A 21,536-nucleotide genomic window follows, 5' to 3' on the forward strand; every position below is an offset into this window, starting at 1 on the left:
CCTTTTATCCATTTAAATTCCAAACCACTTTTCCGATGCGGGAAAGTGGTTTTTTTATTTTAACAGGGGGGAAGACATGATAACATTTTCTAAAGAATGCAGACTGGCGGCTGCCGAATGGTGGGACGGAAGTTTTGTTCATCCGTTTGTAACGGGAATCGGTGACGGAAGCCTGCCGATAGACCGTTTCAGCTATTACGTGCTGCAAGATTCCTACTATTTGACGCATTTTGCAAAAGTTCAGGCGTTCGGCGCCGCATATGCCGAAGACTTGTTTACGACGGGCAGGATGGCGGGCCACGCTCAAGGGACATATGAAGCGGAAATGGCGCTGCACCGCGAGTTTACGGAGCTTTTAGGGATTACGGAAGAAGAGCGTGCGGCATTTAAACCGGCACCGACCGCCTATTCTTATACGTCTCATATGTACAGATCGGTGATGAGCGGCAATTTTGGAGAAATATTAGCTGCGCTTCTGCCCTGTTATTGGCTTTATTATGAAGTCGGCGAACACTTAAAAGAGTGCAAACCGGAGCATCCGATTTATGAAAAATGGATCGGTACATACGGCGGAGACTGGTTCAGACAGCAAGTCGAAGAACAGATCAGCCGTTTTGACGAGATTGCTGAAAACAGCACAGAGGACATCCGTGCGAAAATGAAAGAGAATTTTGTGATTTCAAGCTATTATGAATATCAATTTTGGGGAATGGCCTATCAAAAAGAAAGCTGGTCCGAGAAGGGCGGGAAAGAGGTGGAATCTTTTGGAGCTGCACGCGGTAACTGATAATCGCAAACCCGTTGCCGAGCTGGCCGAGGATATTCTTTCGATTCAGCGCGAAGTAAGCTTTATCCATATCCGTGAGCGGGATAAAACAGCGGGAGAGATCATGCAGCTTTTGTCCCTTTTGAAAAAGGGCGGTGCGGATAAGGACAAATTGATCATCAATGACAGGGCGGATATCGCGCTTTTTGCCAATATACATCGTGTTCAGCTTCCGTCCCGCAGCTTTTCCGTAAAGCAGGTGCGAAGCAGATTTCCCCATCTTCATATCGGACGTTCGGTTCATTCGCTGAAAGAAGCCATCCAAGCTGAAAAGGAAGATGCGGATTATGTGGTGTTCGGCCATGTATTTGAAACCGAATGTAAACAAGGACTTGAAGCAAGAGGCATCAGCCTGCTTTCAGAGATCAAACGCACGCTTTCCATCCCCGTCATCGCAATCGGCGGAATGACACTGCAGACGATCGGACACACAAAGCAGGCGAAACCGGACGGAATTGCCGTCATGTCAGGTATTTTCTCAGCTGAAAATCCTGAGGAGGCGGCAAAACGGTATGCACGCGCGGTAAGGGAGGCCGATTATGAAGAAGCACTATGATACGGCGGTGATCGGCGGCGGAATTATCGGATGCGCCATTTCTTATGAGCTGGCGAAGACGCAGCAGAACGTTGTCTTGCTTGAAGCCGGAGAAGTCGGCCGAAAAACGACAAGCGCTGCCGCGGGAATGCTGGGCGCTCATGCGGAATGTGAAAACCGGGATGCGTTTTTTGATTTTGCCATGCACAGTCAAAGGCTGTATGAAGCTGCGGGGCAAGAGCTTGAGGAAGCTTGCGGCATTGACATCAGGCGCCATAGCGGCGGAATGCTTAAACTGGCGTATACCGAAGAAGATATCGCCCGTCTACGGAAGATGGATGATCTACCTTCCGTCACTTGGCTTTCAGCGGAAGATGCCCTTGAAAAAGAGCCTTACGCTTCAAAAGACATTCTCGGCGCAAGTTTTATAAAAGACGATATCCATGTCGAACCTTACTATGTTTGCAAAGCGTATGCAAAAGGAGCGCGGCGCTATGGCGCTGATATATATGAGCATACACAAGTCACCTCCGTAAAACGGGTGAACGGAGAATATTGCATCACAACGTCCGGCGGGGATGTTTACGCTGACAAAGTCGCAGTTGCAAGCGGTGTATGGAGCGGCCGGTTTTTCAGCCAGCTCGGCTTGGGACAGCCTTTTTTTCCTGTGAAAGGAGAATGCCTTTCCGTGTGGAATGACGATACCCCGCTGACCAAAACTCTTTACCATGATCATTGTTATGTTGTCCCGAGAAAAAGCGGCCGGCTTGTCATCGGCGCCACGATGAAACAGGGCGACTGGAGCGATACGCCTGACATCGGAGGAATTGAGGCCGTCATTGCAAAAGCGAAAACCATGCTTCCCGCCATCGAACATATGAAAATAGACCGGTTTTGGGCGGGTCTCAGGCCGGGAACAAGAGACGGAAAGCCGTTTATCGGGCGGCATCCTGAAGACAGCGGCATCATCTTCGCCGCCGGCCATTTTCGGAACGGCATCCTGTTGGCGCCGGCAACGGCTGAAATGGTGCGGGATATGATCATGGAAAGACAGATTAAACAGGAATGGGAAGAAGCGTTTCGAATCGATCGCAAGGAGGCTGTTCATATATGATCCTTCAGCTGAACGGAAAACAAATTGATTGGAATCGAAAAGAGGGGACGGTTCAGGATTTGCTTGAATCGTACCAGCTTGACCAAAGAATCGTAGTTGTGGAGAGAAATAAAGAAATCATTGAAAAAAAGAATTATGAAAATACGAGTTTGTGTGACCGCGATGTCATAGAAATTGTCCATTTTGTAGGAGGCGGATGAGGATGTTAACAATAGGCGGAAAACAGTTTCAGTCAAGATTGCTGTTAGGAACGGGAAAATATCCGAGTTTTGAGATTCAGAAAGAGGCGGTGGCCGTCTCGGAATCAGATATTTTAACCTTTGCGGTGCGGCGGATGAACATCTTTGAAGAGTCTCAGCCTAACTTTCTCGAACAGCTTGATTTGTCTAAATACACGCTTCTGCCGAATACGGCCGGCGCCGCAACGGCTGAAGAGGCGGTCCGAATCGCAAGGCTTGCCAAAGCTTCAGGGCTTTGTGACATGATAAAAGTAGAAGTCATCGGATGCAGCCGGTCACTTTTGCCTGATCCGGTTGAAACGCTGAAAGCATCAAAACAGCTGCTCGAAGAGGGATTTATCGTGCTTCCGTATACGTCAGACGATGTCGTGCTCGCAAGACGTCTTGAGGAGCTCGGAGTGCATGCCATTATGCCGGGCGCTTCGCCGATCGGTTCCGGTCAGGGAATTTTAAATCCGCTGAATCTTTCCTTTATCATTGAACAGGCGAAGGTGCCGGTCATTGTCGATGCCGGCGTCGGATCTTCAAAAGACGCCGCCTACGCGATGGAGCTCGGGGCAGACGGCGTGCTGTTAAATACCGCTGTGTCAGGCGCTGATGATCCGGTCAAGATGGCCAGGGCGATGAAGCTTGCCGTAGAAGCGGGCCGCCTTTCTTATGAAGCCGGGAGAATTCCGGTGAAAGATTACGGAACTGCAAGCAGTCCGCGAGACGGTCTTCCGGTATGACGGACAGATATTCCAGACAGGAGCTGTTTCAGCCGATCGGTCCCTCCGGCCAAGAGAAGCTCCGGTCGTCTCACGCCGTGATTATCGGCGCGGGTGCGCTTGGGACGGCAAGTGCGGAGATGCTAGTCAGAGCAGGGGTCGGGAAGGTAACGATCGCTGACAGAGATTATGTGGAGTGGAGTAATCTTCAGCGCCAGCAGCTTTATACTGAAGATGATGTCAGACAGGAAATGCCGAAAGCCGCGGCGGCTGAAAAACGGCTTCGATCTATAAATAGTGATGTAGGGGTCGAGGGATTTGTCATGGATGTCACTGCGGAAAACGCACCCGGATTGATTCGTGATGCCTCCCTCATCGTGGATGCCACTGACAACTTTGAAACGAGGCTGATTGTGAATGATGCGGCTGTACAGAAAGGGATTCCCTTTCTGTACGGCGCCTGTGTTGGCAGCTACGGGCTCTCTTTTACCGTCATTCCCGGTGTCACGCCGTGCCTTCACTGTCTGCTTGAGACATTGCCTTTAGGCGGTATGACATGCGATACGGCGGGAATCATCAGCCCGGCTGTATTGCAGACGGCCGTTTTTCAGGCAGCAGATGCGCTGAAGCTGTTAACGGGCGGATCTATCGAGCATGTTCTCCGCTCCTTTGATTTATGGAAAAATGAACGGTCAGAAATAAACGTCGGCCGTCTTAAGTCGGCTGATTGCCCAAGCTGCGGCACAAACGATTTTCCGTTTTTATCTTATGAAAATCAGACAAAAGCGGCGGTTCTGTGCGGGCGGAACACGGTGCAGATCAGAACGGGGATCTCCGAACAGTTTGATCTGCAAAAACTTGCGGGACAGCTCAGACAGGCAGGGCTTGATGTTTCAGCCAATCCGTATTTAATTTCGTTTTGCACAGACAATTTCAAGATGGTACTGTTTCGTGACGGCAGAGCATTAATACACGGCACAAGTGATATCAGCAGAGCGAAATCCTTTTATCATAAATGGATCGGATAATGCGAAAGGAGAGAAAAACATCATGAGCATATGCAAAGCATTGACGATTGCCGGATCAGATTCAGGAGGCGGCGCCGGTATACAGGCGGATCTCAAAACCTTTCAGGAGCTCGGCGTTTTCGGGATGTCAGCCATTACAGCGGTAACCGCCCAGAACACTTTGGGCGTCCACGGCATTTATCCGCTCACCCGGGAAGCGCTGGGCAGCCAGATTGACGCGGTGGCGGAAGATTTGCGGCCTGACGCTGTAAAAACGGGAATGCTGTGGAGCGCGGAAATGATTGCGGAAATTGCGGAAAAAACGGATCAGTACGGGCTTGATCATGTCATCACCGACCCCGTCATGATTGCCAAAGGAGGCGCTTCCCTGCTGCGTGAGGAATCTCAGGCCGCGTTAAAAGAGCTGTTAATTCCGCGCAGCTATGCGGTGACGCCGAATGTTCCGGAAGCTGAGGTATTGACGGGAATGGAAATCCGCACGTTTGAGGACCGGAAAAAAGCGGCCGAACGCCTTTGCAAGCTTGGTGCAAAGCATGTCATCATAAAAGGCGGACACCAGCCTGAACAGGGGAGGATCGTTGATTTATTATTTGACGGTTCGTCTTTTACCCAAATCAGCCACGCTTATATTGACACCAAACACACCCACGGAACAGGCTGCACGTTCGCAGCCGCGCTGACGGCGGAAACGGCAAAGGGGAAAAACATTCAGACCGCGTTTGAGACAGCCGTCAATTTTGTGCGGGAAGCCGTGGAACATACGCTCGGCATTGGAGAGGGACACGGCCCGACCAATCATTTTGCCTTTAAAAGGAACAGTCTGCAGACGAGATAAAAAAGAGACCGCTTCAACATCCGCGGTCTTTTTCCCATGCTTTCAATCTGGACAAGGTTATGATATGATAAAAATTAAGATCAGGTACTAAAACTATGTCTTTAAGACGATTACAGGAGGCTTTATACATATGAATTTCTCACTTGAAGGCCGCAACATCGTTGTGATGGGCGTTGCCAATAAACGCAGTATCGCATGGGGAATCGCCCGTTCGCTGCATGAAGCCGGAGCGCGCCTCATTTTCACTTACGCGGGAGAGCGCTTGGAAAAATCAGTTCATGACCTTGCGGCTACATTAGAAAGAAATGATTCCATCATCCTTCCGTGTGATGTGACAAATGACGCTGAGATCGAAACTTGCTTTGCGAGCATTAAAGAGCAGGTCGGCGTGATTCACGGCATCGCGCACTGCATCGCGTTCGCAAACAAAGAAGAGCTTGTCGGCGAATATTTAAATACGAACCGCGAAGGATTCCTGCTTGCGCATAACATCAGTTCTTACTCTCTGACAGCGGTCGCAAAAGCGGCGCGTCCGATTATGACTGAAGGCGGAAGCATCGTTACACTCACTTACCTCGGCGGAGAGCGCGTCGTTTCAAACTATAACGTAATGGGTGTGGCAAAAGCGTCTCTGGATGCGAGCGTCAGATATTTAGCCGCTGACTTAGGAAAAGAAAACATCCGCGTCAACAGCATTTCAGCAGGACCGATCCGTACGCTGTCTGCAAAAGGAATCAGTGATTTCAACTCTATCCTGAAAGAAATTGAAGAGCGCGCGCCGCTGCGCCGCACGACAACACCTGAAGAAGTGGGCGACACGGCTGCATTCTTGTTCAGTGACCTGTCAAGAGGCATCACGGGCGAAAATCTTCACGTTGATTCAGGATTCCATATTACCGCACGTTAAATAACAAGCAGTCCCTTTCAGGGATTGCTTTTTTCTTTCTTCTGATTTTAATCATTCCGTCATATAAATAAAACATGACAGAATCGGAGGGATGAAGATGTCAAAACAAAACAGAAACGCGGAAAAAAAACCGCTCATGTATATTGTTCAGGCGGATTATTCAGACACGCAATCATCAATGCAGGACATATTAATCAAAAAAAGGAAAGCGCCTCAGCCGCCGGAAGAAGAGCCGATGCATGGAAAGCGGGAGGAAGAATGTCAAACTCAGCCTGAAGGAGCAGTGGCTGTCGAGCCAGAAAAGCAAGTACCTGAACAGCACAGCCGCGCAGAAGAAGCCGTTCAAGAAGTTCCGGCGCAAGCGGAGCAGGACACTGCCAAGCCTGACGCCGCTAAAAAAGAGCCTGATGCCGCTAAAAAAGAGCCTGATGCCGCTGAAAAAGAGCCTGAAGCGGTTCACAATGCCGCCCCAGAGGAAAAGGTTCCGCCAAAGCGCGTGAAAAAGCCGATGAGCAGAATGTCCATTCTTGAAAAAATTGATTTCTTAACGAAGCTGCCGCATAATATGCCGCGGACCCTTTGTCTGATAGAAGCCAACGGGAAAACCTACAGAGGCGTAATCGTCGGCAGAAAAAATAATGCGATCTTCCTGCGGACGACAAGCAACGGAGCGCCGGCAGAACTCGCAATAGACGATATTACCTCGCTGCATCCGCTTGGATTTTAACCATACAAAAAGCTGCCTGAATTCTTTCATCCGGCAGCTTATTTTTATGCTTTTTGATTTAAGAATGTGTGCGGTTGATCAGTCTCGGGTTCAGGCAATTGATGGCGCAGAAGCTATGGAGATCGACTTCAACGCAATAGTTCGTTTTTTCTAAACGGAATACATCGCAGAGAGAGTCTTTATCTGTAAAATCAAGAATGTGCTTATGCTCGTCAAAAGCAATAAGCAGGCTTAATGTGGCACAGCCGTCACAGACCCTTTCAACTCTGAAAAAAACGGTATTAAAGCACGGACCGTTATCCAGCTCGCCGACGTTTCCGAATGCGGTGAACGGTTTCGATTTTGAGGTGAAGATGGCGAACGGCACTGTATCGCCTAATGTATAAGCCGGAGATAAAAGGTTAGAATAACAGCCTGTCGGGCAATCTTCTTCAACCGCATTTTGCAGGTCTTCAATATTTTCTACCGCTTCACGCACACAGTATGTTGTATGCTTGCTCATAATATCCCTCCTGACTTCACGTTTTAAATGGTACCGGTTTAAACGATAGCGGAGAGTCAGCCGCCCGGAAGTCCGGGCGGGCTGATGATTGCATCTGTAATAGAAGGTTGGAAGGGGATTCTTCTTTAGGAAAGATGCGAATCAATGACTATCCGTGATGCTTTTTCTCTTTGTGCGGCGCAGGCCGGTTAACAAGCTCGGGTGAAAGGCACTGAATGGCGCTGAAGCAGCTCAGATCAACTTCAATGCAAAATTCTGTTTTTTCTAAACCGAAGAAATCAGGATCACAAGGATGGCAGACGCTGAGGGTGTCGCCGTGCACATCTACGGGGCGCAATACTGAAAGCGTCGCGCAGCAATCGCATAGTCTTTCTACACGAAAGAAAATGGACTCAAAGCACTGGCTGTCATCCGCAAATCCTCCGACGTTCCCGAATGTGGAGAACAATCCGCCTTTTTTATCAAATACGAGAAACGGAATGGTGTCTTTACCTGCAATCGTCGGGCTCAAAAGATTCGTATAGCATCCAGTCGGGCATTGTTCTTCAACAGCCTCTTGTTCTGCTAAAATCTTCTCGACTGCATCGCATACACAATTTTCATCTCGGCCATGGTGTTTTCCGCAGCTCATGGATTTCAGCTCCTTCTTTTAGGGTATTTGACTTTTGTCTTTAACAACATATGTACGCGAGCCTCACTTGGTGTGGGTGAACGTCTATATATTCATCATATGCGGAGAAAATAAGAAAAAGCAGAGCATTTTTAGCTCTGCTTTTTCTTTTTAGAGGACGAGGGTGATGACTAAGATGGCAATCAGTGTATTTGTTGCTGTTGAGATCAATGTTGCGATATCGGCATCTACTGTTGTCACGTTTACGCCGCGGGAGTTTTCGATGAGCAGTTTTTGACGGTTGATTTGTTTGTTAGCTGTTAGCTGCAATAAGTCTTGTGCGACCAATTCAGCGATGACTCCGTCAGCGATTGAAGTGAGAGTGGCCGTTACGACTGCTGCATTAATCGCTGTCATGACTGAAGTGACTGCCTGAATATCTGTCGATGTCACGTTAATATCACAAGAATCTCTGATAATAATCGCTTCTTCAGAAACTTGTTTGTTGAGATTCGCCTGTGCCAGGTCTTGGTCGATGAAGGCATTATCTTCGCCGAACCCGTGTCCGTTACAGCAAACATTACATCTTCTGCCTTCTTTTTCTTCTTTTTCTTCTCGCGGATGTTCACATTCAGGATCAAGTGCAACCCAAGAGTATGGTCTGCTTTCCATATCTATTCCTCCTTTTCTTTTACTAATATTAAATGAGCCGGCCCCTTACTTTGACTCAGGCATCTATCCTGATAAAAATCACTATTTTTAGTTATTGACCGGGATTTTGGCGTCTTTGCCGGAGCTGTTCGATTAATTGTTCTCTGCGGGTTTGCTGCTTTGTCTGCTGTTCTTGCGCTTTCTGCTCTTTTTTCTGTTTCTGGCTTTCAAGAAAAGCTTCTGATTTCGCCTGCATGTCTTTCACTAATGCGATCAGCATTTCTTTTTCTTCATCAGGTATTTCCCGCATTTTATCTTTTGTCACGCCGTGTTTTTTGAAGACATTGCTGACAAGCACTTTTAAAAGCGGATCCACTTCTGGTAGATTTGCGAGTTCTTCTTTGAATTTTTCGTTATCTGCCATTTGTTCTCACCTCTATTTTAAAAATTTGAAAAGAAAGAGTTAAAGGATGTCTAGTTCAGCAAAAAGTATATTTAATAGCTGAAACAAAGTTTGTACAAAGGCCATGATATCGTCTGCTGTCAGTGTGATTTTAATATTGCGGCTGTTAATGACTTGAATGAGGGTTCGCTTTTTTATTTGGCAATCCTCGAGGATCAGCAGTTCGGTTGCCATTTGATCGGCTGTGTCTTCATCTGCGATCACGAGCTGTGTCGCGAGGATAATCGCCGCAGTAACTGAAGCTTGTATAGAAAGAGCAGCCGTTATATGTGTTGTATCTATTGTGACATTTTCGCAATCAATCACTTCGATCTTCTGCTCGAATTCGTTAGATAATTGTTCGAATATTTGCGGTTGCAGTGTTTCGACTTTTTCTTCAAACGACATAACCTTCACTCCTTTCTCATTCATACTCTATATAATGCAAATGAAACGCCGAGCGGAATAAGAAAAACAACTAAACCGCACCTATTTTTTTACCGGACAAGGTGCGATTCATGAAGATCAGGGTTTTCGCATATGTATAAAGAGGTCAAGTTTTGAAAAGGAGTGAACAGGTGGTTATCAATTGGCTTTCATTTATTCTGTTATCGTTTGCCGTTTTCCGGCTGGCCAGGCTTTTCGTATTTGACACTATTATGGCGCCGCTTCGGAGCCTTTTTCACGAGGAAAAAACAGAAACCGCACCCGACGGCACGACAGAAACCTACATTGTCATAAAAGGCAAAGGGATCAGGGCATTTATCGGTGAACTTCTCAGCTGCTACTGGTGTACGGGCGTATGGTGCGCCGCCTTTTTAATTGCCGTGCAGATTGTGATACCCGAGACCGCGCAATGGCTGATTTTACTGTTAGCCATAGCCGGCGCAGCCGGGATCATTGAAGCTGCGGTTTCTCGTCTTCTGCAGGAATAAGGCGGTTCCACCAGCAACTTACCGTCACCTTCGGCATAAACTGGCATATATGACATAAGGAAAGGAAGGATCACCATGAGTCAATCAAGCAAACCTTCCCAACACTCTCCATACAAATCAACTGAGCATCAGCCTTACGAAAAAAAAATTAAGAAAAAAGGCTGCGGCTGCGGGCAAAAGAAAAAACCGAAATAGCCGTTTTCTAAAAAACCGGAACTTCCGGTTTTTTTGTTTTTTGCCGAACGCCGGCCCCTGTTCGGCATAGACCATAGGAGGAGGGGATGTTATGAATATATTTGAATCATTCATAAACGGTAAATACCGCCGGCACAATCAAAATCAGCGGGAGCATGACAACTATATCTTATCTATTGAAAAACAGCTCTCTGAGTTTGATGAAGCGGGATCGCGCTTTGAGGAATGGATAGATGTGTTTGCCGCCGAGACAGAAGCAAAACTGAAGAAAAATGAGCATTCTCAATAAAATGAAATGAAATCCGCACCGGCCCTATGCATTTATCCAAGCCAAACAAGTCGGCTCACATAGAGTATACAGAGTAAAGGAGGTGCTTAAATATGGGATTCGGATATGGCGGATTCGGCGGCGGCTACGGCGGTTACGGCGGCTGCGGCGGATACGGAGGCGGCTATGTCGGAGGCGGATACGGCTCAACATTTGTTCTTGTTGTCGTATTGTTCATCCTTCTGATCATTGTCGGTGCATCCTTTTTTGGCTAAACCTTAGCAAGACCTTGGATAAGCGCGGGACCGTTCAGTCCCGTGCTTCCCTGATGTATGAAGGAGTATAGAGACGGGGCACTCGGAATTTTTTCCTTGTCTTACGGGCACATGTTCCGCTCTTTATTCATACAATATCGTATTACTCCACAAAAGGAGGCACACCATGGATAATCAATTTTTCAAAAATATTGAGAAGAAAACAGGCGTCAGCATGAAGGATGTCATGAACCTTGCAGGATCATTGCAAAATGCCAATTTCAAAGATGAAAACACGGTGAGAGGCGTCATTCAGAAGGTGTCCCAGCTGGCTAACAAGCGTGTTCCGAAAGAATTGGAAGACAAAATCGTTCAATCTATTACAAGCGGTAAAGAGAAACTTGATTTTGGCACCATTTCTAAAATGCTGAACAATAAATAGGCGTCAGCCGGCCTTGCTAAAAAGGCCTTTTTATGTGAGAAGAACCCGGCAGTGATCTGCCGGGTTCTTTATATCCTGAGTACGCTCCGTCTGTCCGTCCGAAGAAGGGGCTCGAGAAATCTTGAGCTGCGCGCTGTTTTTCCCCGTCTGTACGCGGGACAAGATACATATAAATGCTGCATGGCCCTTGTCATAGCGACATACAGAAGCCGTCTTTCTTCTTCGAGCGGAGCGGGATCGCCCTGTCTCGCCGTCTCAAGCGCGAAGTCATGGGGGATCGAGCCGTCAGCCGCGCCTAAAATATAGACCGTATTGAATTCAAGACCTTTAGAGCGGTGAATGGTCAGCAGTTCGACGCCGTTTTCATCGGTTTTCAGATTCTCAGCGGCGCGCATATGATCGACATGCGCAAGAAAATCGGGAATCGTTTTGAATTTTTTGGCGGCCACTTTGACATCCCTGAGATCATCAGAGCCTTTTTCCAGTTTGTTTCCCTCATTGCCCCGTTTTTTTAAATACTCGGAAAAACCTATTTTGCTTTCTGCAAAGGTGATGGCTTCAACCGGCTTCATTGTCCGGATGCTTGCGAAAAACGGAACGATCTGCTTGATCTTCCCTATTTGAAAAGGCTTCAGGTCAGGCAGTTTCGTCAGTGCCTTAATCATCGTGCAATCTTCCGTGATTGACAGCGCCTTTAACGTTTGCAGGGCGGATTGCTTTAAAAATAAGGCGGGCAGCAGGTCTTTCACCGCATCCGGATCATCTTCATTCTGACTCGCATATAAGTAGGCGAGGATCTGGCGTACGATTCTGCGGCTGTAGAACGTCTGCACGCCCCGGTCGGCATGATAAGGAATCGATGATTGGTGCAGTCTTTCATATATGGCCCGTCCGGCGCTGTTTGTCCGGTAAAGCACGGCAAAATCGTCAGGACTCGCCCCGTTTTGAATTTTCTCTTTCATATCCGAAACGATCATGGTCGCTTCTTCTTCTTCATCGTAAGGATAAAACATCACGGGATTGTGAACGCCGTCTTTGACGGCAGAAAGTGTTTTTTCATACCGTTTTTTATTTTTCTTTACGACGGCATGAGCGCTTGAGACGATCGGATGCGGCGATCGGTAATTTGCCGTTAAGTAAATGGTCTTTGCTGCCGGATAATCTTTCTGAAAATCTAAAATGAAAGACGGGCTGCTGCCGCGGAACGCATAAATGGATTGGTCGTCATCACCCACGCAGCACAGGTTATTCTCTGGGCTTGCGATCATTTGCATAATGTTGTACTGGACAGGATTGATATCTTGAAATTCATCAATCAAAATATGAGAAAATCTGTTTTGGTACTGCGCGAGAATATCAGGCCGGCTTTGAAACAGTTCATAACAGCCTTGAGCCATGTCATCAAAATCAAATTGCCGTTTTTCCTGCTTCTGCCGTTCGTAATGTTCGTAGAGCCTGTACACTTTTTTCTCCCAGTCGTCCGCAAGCGGAATGGTCTCATGGGGGAGATACGTGTTTTTCCAGCAGCCGATAAGCTGAAGCGCCTGGTCGACGGGAAACTCTTTTTCATCCAAGTTTTCTTCATAGAGCGCCTTTTTCACATATTGCTCTTTTTGCCACTCCATTTTTAAAAGCTGGCTGCCGTTCCATTTTGAAGAATCATAATGATAGAGTATTTTATAGAAAAAACTGTGGAATGTTCCGGTCACGAGACGGGAGACTTTTCCGGCTGCCAGACCGTACTCATTCGCCATCCGCTCTTTCATTTCGGCGACGGCTTTTGTCGTAAAGGTCACAAGCAGCATATTTTCAGGTGAAATGCCGAGGTGTTCAATCATATGGGCGGCGCGTGCTGTCAGCACCCTTGTTTTTCCGCTTCCCGCTCCGGCAAGCACTAATAAAGGCCCGTCCGTTTCAGTAACTGCCTTCATCTGTTCACGGTTCAGGCCGATGCCGGGGAACAAAGATGTATCAGCCGCCTCGGATGTTGGTGAAAACGGTTCGGCCGCAGGCACTTTTTTCGGGCTTTTCCATTCTGAGACGATCGGTTTCGGATTCTCTGAAATCGCTTTTCCTTTCGGCAGGCGGAACATGCCGGCTTCCTTATACTCTTCTTTTTCTTTCTCCGCTTGTGGTGCCTCGGCCGCGCATGCTTTTTCACAGGCGGTGAAGTCTCCCTTTTGCCGGTGATAAAATGCCGGCTGCTCTAAAATCGAAAGCCGCATCAAGACGGGCTGCTCACAATGTGCGCAAAAAATATTTCCTTTCTGAGCTTCTTCAAAAAGGAATTGGTAATGTTCTCTAGAATATGTATGTAAATGTATCGTTCGGTTATTCAGTCGGGCGCATTTCAAAAAGGGGTCCTCCCATTAAAAGGTGTTCATCCATTTGATAGACAAAGAATATCATAACAAAAGAACAGCGTTTCAAAAAGTAAGATTAAGGGAAATGAAAGCGAAGGGGAGGGGTACATATGATTTATGCAGGACGGATTCAAAACCAGCAGTATTCTCAATACGCAAACCGGGCAGCGGGTTATAAGTCTGATTATGCCGGCATTACGAAAGCGGCCACCCTTGCCAATGACAGGGTGTACAGAGAGGTGGAGCGCCGCCAGGAAAACACCGCAGCCGCAGAAAAGAAAGTACATGAGGAAAAACGTAAGCGCTCTCTTTCCCGTCTGCCGCAAATCATGGGAAAAGGCCGGTTGATAAATCAATACGTGTGAAAAAGCCCGGATATATCCGGGCTTTTTTGAGTCGTATATATGAAAGATGCGGAAAGGAATGATTCAATTTGAGAAAGCTTTCATTATTAATTGCGGGGTTATTTCTATTCGGCCTCTTTACTGCCGGAATGAAACCGGCACACGCGGCGGAGAGCTCCGCAGCAAAAGATGTCACTCTCACACAGCTGGCGCCGCATGTTTGGATGCATACAAGCACCGGTACGGCAGACGGAAATCCCGTCCCTGCGAACGGATTGCTTCTTGAGACTTCCAAAGGAATCGTACTGATTGATACTCCGTGGAATGACAGTCTCACAGAGCAATTAATGACACAAATAAAAAAGCGGTTTCCCGGCAAAAGGATGACCGATGCCATTGTGACACACGCCCATGACGATCGCATCGGCGGGCTGAACACACTGTACAAATACAGCGTAAAGGTGCACAGCACGAAGCTGACCGCCAACTTCGCCCGAGAGCAGGGATATGACCGGCCGCTCGGAGATTTGAAAAACGTGACAAAGCTGCAGTTTGGCGATATGAAAATTGAAACGTTTTATCCGGGAAAAGGGCATACAGAAGACAATATTACCGTCTGGCTGCCTGAGGATAAGCTCTTATTCGGCGGATGCTTAATCAAGGCTTTGGAAACAAAGGAAATCGTGCCTACTCCGGGTTTTTATCCGGATCAGTGGCCGCGCGCCGTCCGCAAAGTCATGAAAAGATATCAGGACATCAGCATTATCGTTCCGGGCCATGGCAGTCCGGGGGATGACCGTCTGCTGCCGCATACGATAAACCTTCTGAAAGAAACGTAATAAAGAAGACCGGCGCTCCCATTACGGAGTGCCGGCTTTTTTTATCTCTTCCTGATTTTCATAAAACTGAGGAAAGCAAGTGCAAGCGCCAAAACGGTATATCCCGCTATCGGCCAAATATGCTGATGAAAGGAAGAATAATCTCCGGATATGACTTCCTGGGCCAGCTCGATTATGCTGAATCAGTTCTTGTCGTAAAAGCACTCCTGCCATATCAACAGGAGTGCTTTTGATTTTATCGTTTGTGTTTCTTTATCATTTCCAGATGGGGGATGCCCGCATCGAGAAATTCTTCGCCGGATGTGACGCGGTATCCTTGTTTTTCGTAAAACGGAACTGCCTGCGTCTGCGCATGTAAGATAAAGCTGTCGGCGCCCTTGGCTGCCGCCGCTTTTTCAAGCGCCTGCATAATGATGGCTCCGACGCCTGAAGAACGATGGCTTTTCATCACGCAGATGCGTTCTAATTTTCCATGCCCGTCTTTCATGCGCCATCTGCCGGCTCCGACCGGCTGGCCGCCGTCATATATGACTATATGCTCTGACGTGTCTTCGAATTGATCAATCTCTTCTTCTTCCGGAACGAGCTGTTCTTTAACAAAGACCTCTTTTCTGACGAAAATAGCGTCGTTCAGCTGTTTTTCAGTTTTTGCGATGATGGATTCCAAACAGTTATTCTCCTCCGCCTAATAAAAATGTTTCGTACACAGTCCATGAGCCGTTATCCAGCTGATAGAGCAAGTGAAAACGGTCGATGACTTCTTCGTGGGAAATGTCCTGCATTTTCAGCTGTCCGAGTACGTCGGAATGTTCATCTGACGACAGCTTCTGGCCGACCGTGACATGCGGAACGAAGCTGTATTCCGGCTCGCCGGATAATGCTCCTGAGTAGCATTTCTCACTCAGAGATTTTAATTCCTCCGACGGCTCTGCTTTCATATATATCACATTATTCACAGGAGAAAACGAGCTGTATTTTGTGATTTTCAGAACGAGCGGATGCGACTCTTTCGCCGTCTGTCTCAGCTGTGATACGACCTGCTCGATTTCCTGTTCTGTCGCTTCAAACGGATCTCTTAGCGTCAGGTGCGGAGGAATGAGCGCGTAGCTCGGGTCGTAGCGTTTCCGGTACGAATTTGCGAGATCCTGTAATTTTTTTGATGGAAATAAAACAATACCGTATTTCATGAAAGTTCCCTCCTTAAATGAATGGTTACAGCATTTTTTTCAGCGCCGGCGTGATGAGCGGCTGCCAGTAGGTCCATTTATGATCCCCGTCGAAGGTTTCATACGTGTATTCGGACTGTTTGCTTTCCAGCAGCTGTTTGAGCTCTTCGTTCGGCGCGGTGAAATCAAGAACCTGGCCGTCCGTCGTGTGAACGCCGGTTTCTTTTTCTCCGATTTGATGATAAACGGAAATCTGTTTGAGATCCTCCGACTGCCGGACGGCATCCAGCACGTGTCCGTCAACATACGGAGACTGCATGATGACGTTTCCAAACATGTTCGGATAGTCAATCGCCGTCATGAGCGAAACGGTTCCGCCGAGGGAATCCCCGATCATGGTGCGGCCGTATCCGACTTGATAAGTCGGGTATTCTTTGTCGATAAAAGGAACGAGCTCATTTGCGATAAACCGCTTATATGAGGCGAACTTAGAGCCTTCTGGATGGTATGTGTTTCTTCGCTCCCGCACGTTTTTATAAGGGACGCCGATAATGATGCAGCGGTCAATTTCCCCTTTTGACATAAGCTCTTCCGCCTGCCGCCCGATTCTCCCTAATCTGAAATAATCATGGCCGTCCTGAGCGATGACCGTATGATATTTATACAGGGGGGAGAAGGTGGCGGGCAGGTAGACCAAAACGGTCATTTCCTCTTCAAGCTCATGGGAGAAAAGTTTTTTCTCATGAATGATTCCGTTTTTTGATGCCACATCGCATTCCTCCAGGCCGCTTCTTGTCTTGATGGTTTTTTCCTATTGTACCATGAATTATTAGAAATTTCTTTCTTCAGATGCACTTCTTGCGAGAGTTCAGATAAATAAAAAGTTATTGAAATTCATTTTATAGTGCGTTAATATAGAACAATCAGAAAATACAAAACAATATTCTTATCACGAGAGGTGGAGGGACTGGCCCTTTGAAACCTCAGCAACCGGTTTGCTTTGCCGCGGGAAGGCAAAGTGCCAAGGTGCTAAATCCAGCAAGCGATTCACATGCTTGGAAGATAAGAGGAAGAGAAAAGCTCCTTCTTCTTATGAAGAGGGGGCTTTTTTATTTTTGAAAAAGGATGGTGCTTACTGATGACGCAGCATGTTGATACAAAATTAGCCCAAATCGGAAATAGAAGCGAAGAAGCAACGGGAACGGTCAGTCCGCCGATTTATCTGTCCACCGCTTACCGCCATAGAGGAATAGGAGAATCTACAGGTTTTGATTACGTGCGCACGAAAAACCCGACACGCCAGCTCGTCGAAGACGCCATCGCCGTGTTGGAAAACGGTGCGAGAGGATTTGCTTTCAGCTCGGGAATGGCAGCCATTCAAACCATTATGGCTTTATTTAAAAGCGGGGATGAATTGATTGTATCCTCCGATTTATACGGAGGCACGTACCGTTTGTTTGAAAACGAATGGAGAAAATACGGCTTAAGCTTTATTTACGATGATTTCAGCGATGAAGACTGTTTACGCTCCAAGATAACGGAAAACACGAAAGCGGTATTTGTTGAAACACCGACAAACCCGTTAATGCAGGAGGCGGACATTGAAAAAATCGCCCGGATTACGAAAGAAGCCGGCCTGCTTTTAATTGTGGATAATACGTTTTATACCCCGGTGCTACAGCGCCCGCTTGAACTGGGAGCGGACATCGTCATTCACAGCGCCACAAAATATTTAGCGGGGCACAATGATCTCCTTGCCGGTCTGGCTGTCGTTAAGGATGAAGAGCTCGGCGAGATCATGTTTAATCACCAAAATGCGATCGGCGCGGTTCTCCCGCCGTTTGATTCGTGGCTTTTAATGAGAGGGATGAAAACACTCGGACTCAGAATGCGCCGTCATGAAGAAAACGCCCGTGAACTTGCAGAATTTTTAGAACAGGAAGAAGAAATCGCCGACGTGTTATATCCCGGAAAAGGCGGGATGCTGTCTTTCCGGCTGCAAAAAGAGGAATGGGTCAATCCGTTTTTAAAGGCGCTGAAAACGATCTGTTTCGCAGAAAGTCTCGGCGGGGTAGAAAGCTTTATTACATACCCCGCGACACAGACGCACATGGACATTCCGGAAGACATCCGTATCGCAAACGGTGTCTGCAACCGTCTGCTGAGATTTTCAGTGGGCATTGAACATGCAGAAGATTTGAAGCGGGATGTAAAGCAGGCATTACAGCAAGTAAAAGAGGGGGCCGTGTCATATGAGTAATCACAATTGGACGCTGGAAACCCAGCTCGTGCACAATCCATTTAAAACAGACGGAGCCACCGGAGCCGTCAGCGTCCCGATCCAGCATGCTTCCACATTCCATCAGTCTTCATTTGAAGAATTCGGGACATATGACTACAGCCGCTCAGGCACACCGACAAGAACAGCGCTTGAAGAAACGATCGCAGGTCTTGAAGGCGGAACGAGAGGTTTTGCTTTCAGCTCAGGAATGGCGGCGATTTCAACGGCGTTTCTGCTTTTATCCCAAGGCGACCATGTCCTCGTCACGGAGGATGTGTACGGCGGAACATTCCGCATGGTGACTGAGGTTCTGTCCCGTTTCGGAATCGAACATACCTTTGTCGATATGACGGACACAGAAGCTGTCGCCCGCGCCATCCGGCCGAACACGAAAGCCATTTATATGGAAACACCGTCAAACCCGACGCTCGGCATCACGGATATTAAGGACGTCGTCAAACTGGCAAAGGATCACGGCTGTCTGACATACCTTGACAATACTTTCATGACGCCTGCTCTGCAGCGTCCGCTTGATCTCGGTGTAGATATCGTGCTTCACAGCGCGACGAAATTTTTAAGCGGCCACAGTGACGTGCTGTCAGGCCTTGCCGCCGTAAAGGATGAAGAGCTCGGCAATCAGTTGTATAAGCTGCAAAACTCATTTGGAGCGGTGCTCGGCGTTCAGGACTGCTGGCTCGTATTGAGAGGCTTAAAAACATTGCAGGTCAGGCTGGAAAAAGCGAGCCGGACGGCTGAACGGCTGGCTGCCTTTTTTGACGGGCACCCCGCCGTCAAAAACGTTTACTATCCCGGCCTTGACGGACACCCGGGAGCCGATACCCATAAACGTCAAGCGAGCGGAGCGGGCGCCGTCCTGTCTTTTGAATTGGAAAGCAAAGAAGCCGTCAAAAAGCTGGTCGAAAACGTATCGCTTCCGGTATTTGCCGTCAGCCTCGGCGCCGTCGAATCCATTCTCTCATATCCTGCAGCCATGTCGCATGCCGCCATGCCGAAAGCAGAGAGGGAGAAACGCGGCATCACAGACGGCCTTCTGCGCTTGAGCGTAGGAGTCGAAAACGCCGAAGATTTAGAACGGGACTTCGAACAGGCATTGAAAAAAATAACCCCCGCCCAAGTGAGATCATAAACGAAAAGGGCGCCGTCAATTTTATGACGCGCCCTTTTTTTATTTTAGATAAAAAAAGTGTTGACGAATGAGAAATCAGGATATATAATTGTAAATGTCAGAGAGACAACAACATACCCAGCAACACATACATATCATGATTCCGTAGCTCAGCTGGGAGAGCGCTACCTTGACAGGATTGTGACATCATATTGCGAGGCGTTAGTTCAGTGGGAGAACGCTTGCTTGACAGGCAAGAGGTCACTGGTTCGAACCCAGTACGCCTCATAGGTTGAAGGCACTTTGTTTGACAGAGCAAAGTGTTTTTTTGTTTTCCCTTTTTCGCTCCCCTCACCTAAACAAGTTGGTTTTGGCGACGGATTGGCGACGAAAAATCTGATGTTTGGTGATCACATCTCATGTCAACCCTATCAGTGACAGCTGGTAGGGGACACTCAAAGAAGGTTGTACATCACCTCCTTTGGTGGGTAGACATAACTCATTACCCATTCAATACTTCTGCCAGTTTGGCAGGAACCTCTTTTTGCATGTTAGGTAAAACGTGAGAATAGGTATCCAGCGTAACACTTACCTTAGAGTGACCAAGCCGCTCAGCGACAATTTTAGGGTTTTCTCTTGCCAGTAGAAGCAAGGTGGCGTGAGTGTGCCGCATATCATGGAACCTTATTTTCTCTAGTCTAGGGACGTCGATATTATTTACATCTTTCATCTTGTCCGCTAAAGCATTGTACTCTTTAACAAGTCTGTCAAAAGAGCGGTTTGTGTTTCTGTGGAGTAGGGGTGTTCCTTTAGAACTCGGTAAAATCAAACCGTGGTCCTTATATTTGTCTCCCGCTGCGAATCGCTCTCTTGCCAGCATTTCTCTGTGCTTTTGAAGTAATTGTAGAGTTTCTTCCATTAAAGTGACTGCTCGGGTTGCGGACGCCGTCTTTCCTCTAGGTTTTAGTTCTCCGTCTCTTGTCAGGACCTGTGTTATTCTTAGTACCCCTTGCTCTGTATCCAGATCCTTCCAACGCAACCCTAATAACTCGGATTGTCTTAAACCAGTGGTGAATGCTAAATGGAAGAGCATAAACATCCTGTCTTTCTTGGCGAAATTCAGGAACCTCACTACGTCTTCTTTAGACCACACCGTCATTTCAGAACGAGTAATTTTTGGTTTGATCACAGCATTAGCAGGATTTTCGCGGATATAGCCCCTCGTAACAGCTCGATCTAATGCAATTCTTAGTGGATCAAAGATCCTCTTGACTGAAGAGGCTTGTAAGCCCTTTTCTTCTAAAAGCTTATCTATAAACCTTTGTAAACGATCTGTAGTGACCTTCCCTAAAGGTAGCCTGCCTAGTTCAGGTAATATATGTGTTTCCATATTACCTTTCTCCGTTTTGAAAGTGTCACCTTCCAATTCGGTCGCACGGATCTTTAGGAACTCCGATAAATAGGTGCTGAGCGGCACTGTGGAGGGTTCTAGATACTCGTTTTTTTGAATCTCTGCAATGAGTTCGATAAGAGCTTTCTGCGCCGCCTTCTCTGTATCGAATCCTCTCTTCTTCTTGCGTTTTCGTTTCCCTGTAATAGGGTCTGTACTTACCGTTACTTCGTAAAACCACTTCTTCGTCTTTTTATCTTGCTTAACTGAACCTCTCATAGAAAGTTCCTCCTTCGTTGGTAGATGCAGGAGGGCTTTCGCTGGAATAATATTAACATTGCCCTCCTGACAGAGTCAATTAGAAGCGTGGTCAACTGACTCTGAGTTCTCTTACATCGAGAGGTAACTACTACGTGTGAAAACATGCGGTGTCGGAAATATCAACTAGTAGGTAGTGTTTTGTGGCAGGGTTAGGTGCAAGTTAATTACGGGAAAGCATGATTACCTTTTCTTTATGTTCCACCAGTCAGAAAGAGCACAAACTACTAAGGGTGTTCCAATAAAGCCTACTAAAGCTAAAGTAGGAAAGTAATTAATCCACAAACCCAAAACCGTACATAGTCAATACATCAATAACGCACTCAACACTTTCCCTGACGTACTGACCGCTGTCTCCTTGTAAAATCAGAGTTACCCCTTCATCGTTTTGTCGTACACTGGTGATATCATCAGCCTTAATGTACGTAGGTTTTCCTGTCTTCTTGTGGGTGAGTTTGATAAAAAGTGGTGTAGTATTTTCCATTTCCCTTC

At 47.4% G+C, this 21,536-nt stretch carries 28 protein-coding genes, 1 tRNA gene, 1 pseudogene and 1 riboswitch; of the genes and pseudogenes, 18 read left to right on the plus strand and 12 right to left on the minus strand.

Annotation, left to right across the window (positions count from 1 at the left end; translation table 11 throughout):
* Window positions 1–79 precede the first annotated feature (79 nt).
* The 9 genes from tenA to BXO87_RS01630 all read left to right on the plus strand — a co-directional run bounded on the left by tenA (window position 80) and on the right by BXO87_RS01630 (window position 6,918).
* On the plus strand, window positions 80–787 hold the full coding sequence (tenA, locus tag BXO87_RS01590; protein WP_038460691.1) for a thiaminase II: 708 nt from the start codon (window positions 80–82) through the stop codon (window positions 785–787).
* On the plus strand, window positions 765–1,382 hold the full coding sequence (gene tenI, locus BXO87_RS01595; protein ID WP_012117296.1) for a thiazole tautomerase TenI: 618 nt from the start codon (window positions 765–767) through the stop codon (window positions 1,380–1,382). The genes tenA and tenI overlap by 23 nt, the downstream gene beginning before the upstream one ends.
* Window positions 1,366–2,475, plus strand: a complete 1,110-nt coding sequence (thiO, locus tag BXO87_RS01600; protein ID WP_038457646.1) for a glycine oxidase ThiO — start codon at window positions 1,366–1,368, stop codon at window positions 2,473–2,475. Before tenI ends, thiO begins: the two co-directional genes overlap by 17 nt.
* Window positions 2,472–2,675 carry a sulfur carrier protein ThiS gene (gene thiS, locus BXO87_RS01605; RefSeq protein WP_003155008.1) on the plus strand — a complete coding sequence of 68 codons (204 nt, stop codon included), beginning with the start codon at window positions 2,472–2,474 and terminating at the stop codon, window positions 2,673–2,675. Before thiO ends, thiS begins: the two co-directional genes overlap by 4 nt.
* The gene (gene thiG, locus BXO87_RS01610; protein ID WP_088462285.1) at window positions 2,672–3,442 is read left to right on the plus strand and encodes a thiazole synthase; all 771 of its coding nucleotides are present in this window, start codon (window positions 2,672–2,674) and stop codon (window positions 3,440–3,442) included. Before thiS ends, thiG begins: the two co-directional genes overlap by 4 nt.
* Window positions 3,439–4,449: a thiazole biosynthesis adenylyltransferase ThiF gene (gene thiF / locus BXO87_RS01615; RefSeq protein ID WP_038457649.1), complete on the plus strand. Its 1,011-nt coding sequence runs from the start codon at window positions 3,439–3,441 to the stop codon at window positions 4,447–4,449. Before thiG ends, thiF begins: the two co-directional genes overlap by 4 nt.
* A gap of 22 nt (window positions 4,450–4,471) precedes the next feature.
* Window positions 4,472–5,284, plus strand: coding sequence for a bifunctional hydroxymethylpyrimidine kinase/phosphomethylpyrimidine kinase (gene thiD, locus BXO87_RS01620; protein ID WP_015417222.1), 813 nt, complete (start codon window positions 4,472–4,474; stop codon window positions 5,282–5,284).
* A gap of 130 nt (window positions 5,285–5,414) precedes the next feature.
* Window positions 5,415–6,191: an enoyl-ACP reductase FabI gene (gene fabI / locus BXO87_RS01625; protein ID WP_003155001.1), complete on the plus strand. Its 777-nt coding sequence runs from the start codon at window positions 5,415–5,417 to the stop codon at window positions 6,189–6,191.
* Window positions 6,192–6,288: 97 nt separating this feature from the next.
* The gene (locus tag BXO87_RS01630) at window positions 6,289–6,918 is read left to right on the plus strand and encodes a CotO family spore coat protein (protein WP_032871204.1); all 630 of its coding nucleotides are present in this window, start codon (window positions 6,289–6,291) and stop codon (window positions 6,916–6,918) included.
* A gap of 58 nt (window positions 6,919–6,976) precedes the next feature.
* Here the strand turns inward: BXO87_RS01630 and cotZ are convergent, their stop codons facing one another.
* The 5 genes from cotZ to BXO87_RS01655 form a co-directional block, all read right to left on the minus strand.
* Entirely contained in the window at window positions 6,977–7,420 is a 444-nt protein-coding gene (gene cotZ / locus BXO87_RS01635; protein ID WP_007409091.1) for a spore coat protein CotZ, read from the minus strand.
* Window positions 7,421–7,568: 148 nt separating this feature from the next.
* On the minus strand, window positions 7,569–8,051 hold the full coding sequence (gene cotY / locus BXO87_RS01640) for a spore coat protein CotY (protein ID WP_007610670.1): 483 nt from the start codon (window positions 8,049–8,051) through the stop codon (window positions 7,569–7,571).
* A gap of 150 nt (window positions 8,052–8,201) precedes the next feature.
* A complete protein-coding gene (gene cotX / locus BXO87_RS01645; protein ID WP_007409089.1) occupies window positions 8,202–8,702 on the minus strand; it encodes a spore coat protein CotX in 501 nt (166 codons plus the stop codon).
* A 91-nt stretch (window positions 8,703–8,793) separates the two neighbouring features.
* Complete coding sequence (locus BXO87_RS01650; RefSeq protein WP_007409088.1) at window positions 8,794–9,105, minus strand: hypothetical protein; 312 nt, start codon at window positions 9,103–9,105, stop codon at window positions 8,794–8,796.
* 39 nt (window positions 9,106–9,144) lie between these two features.
* A complete protein-coding gene (locus BXO87_RS01655) occupies window positions 9,145–9,531 on the minus strand; it encodes a spore coat protein (protein ID WP_007409087.1) in 387 nt (128 codons plus the stop codon).
* 170 nt (window positions 9,532–9,701) lie between these two features.
* Here BXO87_RS01655 and BXO87_RS01660 point away from each other — a divergent pair, with 170 nt between their 5' ends.
* The 4 genes from BXO87_RS01660 (at window position 9,702) to spoVIF (ending at window position 11,217) form a co-directional block, all read left to right on the plus strand.
* Window positions 9,702–10,058 carry a DUF1360 domain-containing protein gene (locus BXO87_RS01660; RefSeq protein ID WP_007409086.1) on the plus strand — a complete coding sequence of 119 codons (357 nt, stop codon included), beginning with the start codon at window positions 9,702–9,704 and terminating at the stop codon, window positions 10,056–10,058.
* Between the two features lie 286 nt (window positions 10,059–10,344).
* Complete coding sequence (locus BXO87_RS01665; RefSeq protein ID WP_003154990.1) at window positions 10,345–10,542, plus strand: hypothetical protein; 198 nt, start codon at window positions 10,345–10,347, stop codon at window positions 10,540–10,542.
* 92 nt (window positions 10,543–10,634) lie between these two features.
* Window positions 10,635–10,796, plus strand: coding sequence for a YjcZ family sporulation protein (locus BXO87_RS01670; protein WP_007610678.1), 162 nt, complete (start codon window positions 10,635–10,637; stop codon window positions 10,794–10,796).
* 166 nt (window positions 10,797–10,962) lie between these two features.
* Window positions 10,963–11,217, plus strand: coding sequence for a sporulation-specific transcription regulator SpoVIF (gene spoVIF, locus BXO87_RS01675; protein WP_003154986.1), 255 nt, complete (start codon window positions 10,963–10,965; stop codon window positions 11,215–11,217).
* Between the two features lie 68 nt (window positions 11,218–11,285).
* On the opposite strand, the gene BXO87_RS01680 is transcribed toward spoVIF, so the two are convergent.
* Entirely contained in the window at window positions 11,286–13,571 is a 2,286-nt protein-coding gene (locus tag BXO87_RS01680) for an ATP-dependent helicase (protein WP_061046894.1), read from the minus strand.
* A 119-nt stretch (window positions 13,572–13,690) separates the two neighbouring features.
* Between BXO87_RS01680 and BXO87_RS01685 the strand changes: the two genes are divergently transcribed.
* Both BXO87_RS01685 and bla read left to right on the plus strand, forming a co-directional pair.
* Window positions 13,691–13,945, plus strand: a complete 255-nt coding sequence (locus BXO87_RS01685) for a hypothetical protein (protein ID WP_061046893.1) — start codon at window positions 13,691–13,693, stop codon at window positions 13,943–13,945.
* A gap of 68 nt (window positions 13,946–14,013) precedes the next feature.
* A complete protein-coding gene (bla, locus tag BXO87_RS01690) occupies window positions 14,014–14,763 on the plus strand; it encodes a subclass B1 metallo-beta-lactamase (RefSeq protein WP_076851077.1) in 750 nt (249 codons plus the stop codon).
* A gap of 41 nt (window positions 14,764–14,804) precedes the next feature.
* On the opposite strand, the pseudogene BXO87_RS20915 reads toward bla, so the two are convergent.
* From BXO87_RS20915 to BXO87_RS01710, 4 genes and pseudogenes are all read right to left on the minus strand, one after another.
* A pseudogene (locus BXO87_RS20915) lies at window positions 14,805–14,936 on the minus strand (ABC transporter permease); the annotation flags it as partial.
* A gap of 62 nt (window positions 14,937–14,998) precedes the next feature.
* The gene (locus tag BXO87_RS01700; protein ID WP_038457660.1) at window positions 14,999–15,430 is read right to left on the minus strand and encodes a GNAT family N-acetyltransferase; all 432 of its coding nucleotides are present in this window, start codon (window positions 15,428–15,430) and stop codon (window positions 14,999–15,001) included.
* Between the two features lie 4 nt (window positions 15,431–15,434).
* Window positions 15,435–15,950, minus strand: coding sequence for a YjcG family protein (locus BXO87_RS01705; protein WP_038457662.1), 516 nt, complete (start codon window positions 15,948–15,950; stop codon window positions 15,435–15,437).
* A 25-nt stretch (window positions 15,951–15,975) separates the two neighbouring features.
* Window positions 15,976–16,698 (minus strand): esterase family protein, encoded by a 723-nt coding sequence (locus tag BXO87_RS01710; RefSeq protein WP_007409075.1) that lies wholly within the window; start codon window positions 16,696–16,698, stop codon window positions 15,976–15,978.
* A gap of 174 nt (window positions 16,699–16,872) precedes the next feature.
* Window positions 16,873–16,998, plus strand: a riboswitch (SAM riboswitch).
* A 69-nt stretch (window positions 16,999–17,067) separates the two neighbouring features.
* Between BXO87_RS01710 and BXO87_RS01715 the strand changes: the two genes are divergently transcribed.
* The 3 genes from BXO87_RS01715 to BXO87_RS01725 all read left to right on the plus strand — a co-directional run bounded on the left by BXO87_RS01715 (window position 17,068) and on the right by BXO87_RS01725 (window position 19,624).
* Entirely contained in the window at window positions 17,068–18,189 is a 1,122-nt protein-coding gene (locus BXO87_RS01715; protein ID WP_007610693.1) for a methionine biosynthesis PLP-dependent protein, read from the plus strand.
* The gene (metC, locus tag BXO87_RS01720) at window positions 18,182–19,357 is read left to right on the plus strand and encodes a cystathionine beta-lyase (RefSeq protein WP_038457663.1); all 1,176 of its coding nucleotides are present in this window, start codon (window positions 18,182–18,184) and stop codon (window positions 19,355–19,357) included. Before BXO87_RS01715 ends, metC begins: the two co-directional genes overlap by 8 nt.
* Window positions 19,358–19,552: 195 nt before the next feature.
* Window positions 19,553–19,624, plus strand: a tRNA-Val gene (locus BXO87_RS01725).
* A 214-nt stretch (window positions 19,625–19,838) separates the two neighbouring features.
* Here the strand turns inward: BXO87_RS01725 and BXO87_RS01730 are convergent.
* Window positions 19,839–21,005 (minus strand): tyrosine-type recombinase/integrase, encoded by a 1,167-nt coding sequence (locus BXO87_RS01730; RefSeq protein WP_076851078.1) that lies wholly within the window; start codon window positions 21,003–21,005, stop codon window positions 19,839–19,841.
* Window positions 21,006–21,318: 313 nt separating this feature from the next.
* Window positions 21,319–21,528, minus strand: coding sequence for a hypothetical protein (locus BXO87_RS01735; RefSeq protein WP_076851079.1), 210 nt, complete (start codon window positions 21,526–21,528; stop codon window positions 21,319–21,321).
* Window positions 21,529–21,536 lie beyond the last annotated feature (8 nt).

The organism is Bacillus sp. GZB, assembly GCF_001975995.1.
GTDB lineage: Bacteria > Bacillota > Bacilli > Bacillales > Bacillaceae > Bacillus > Bacillus velezensis.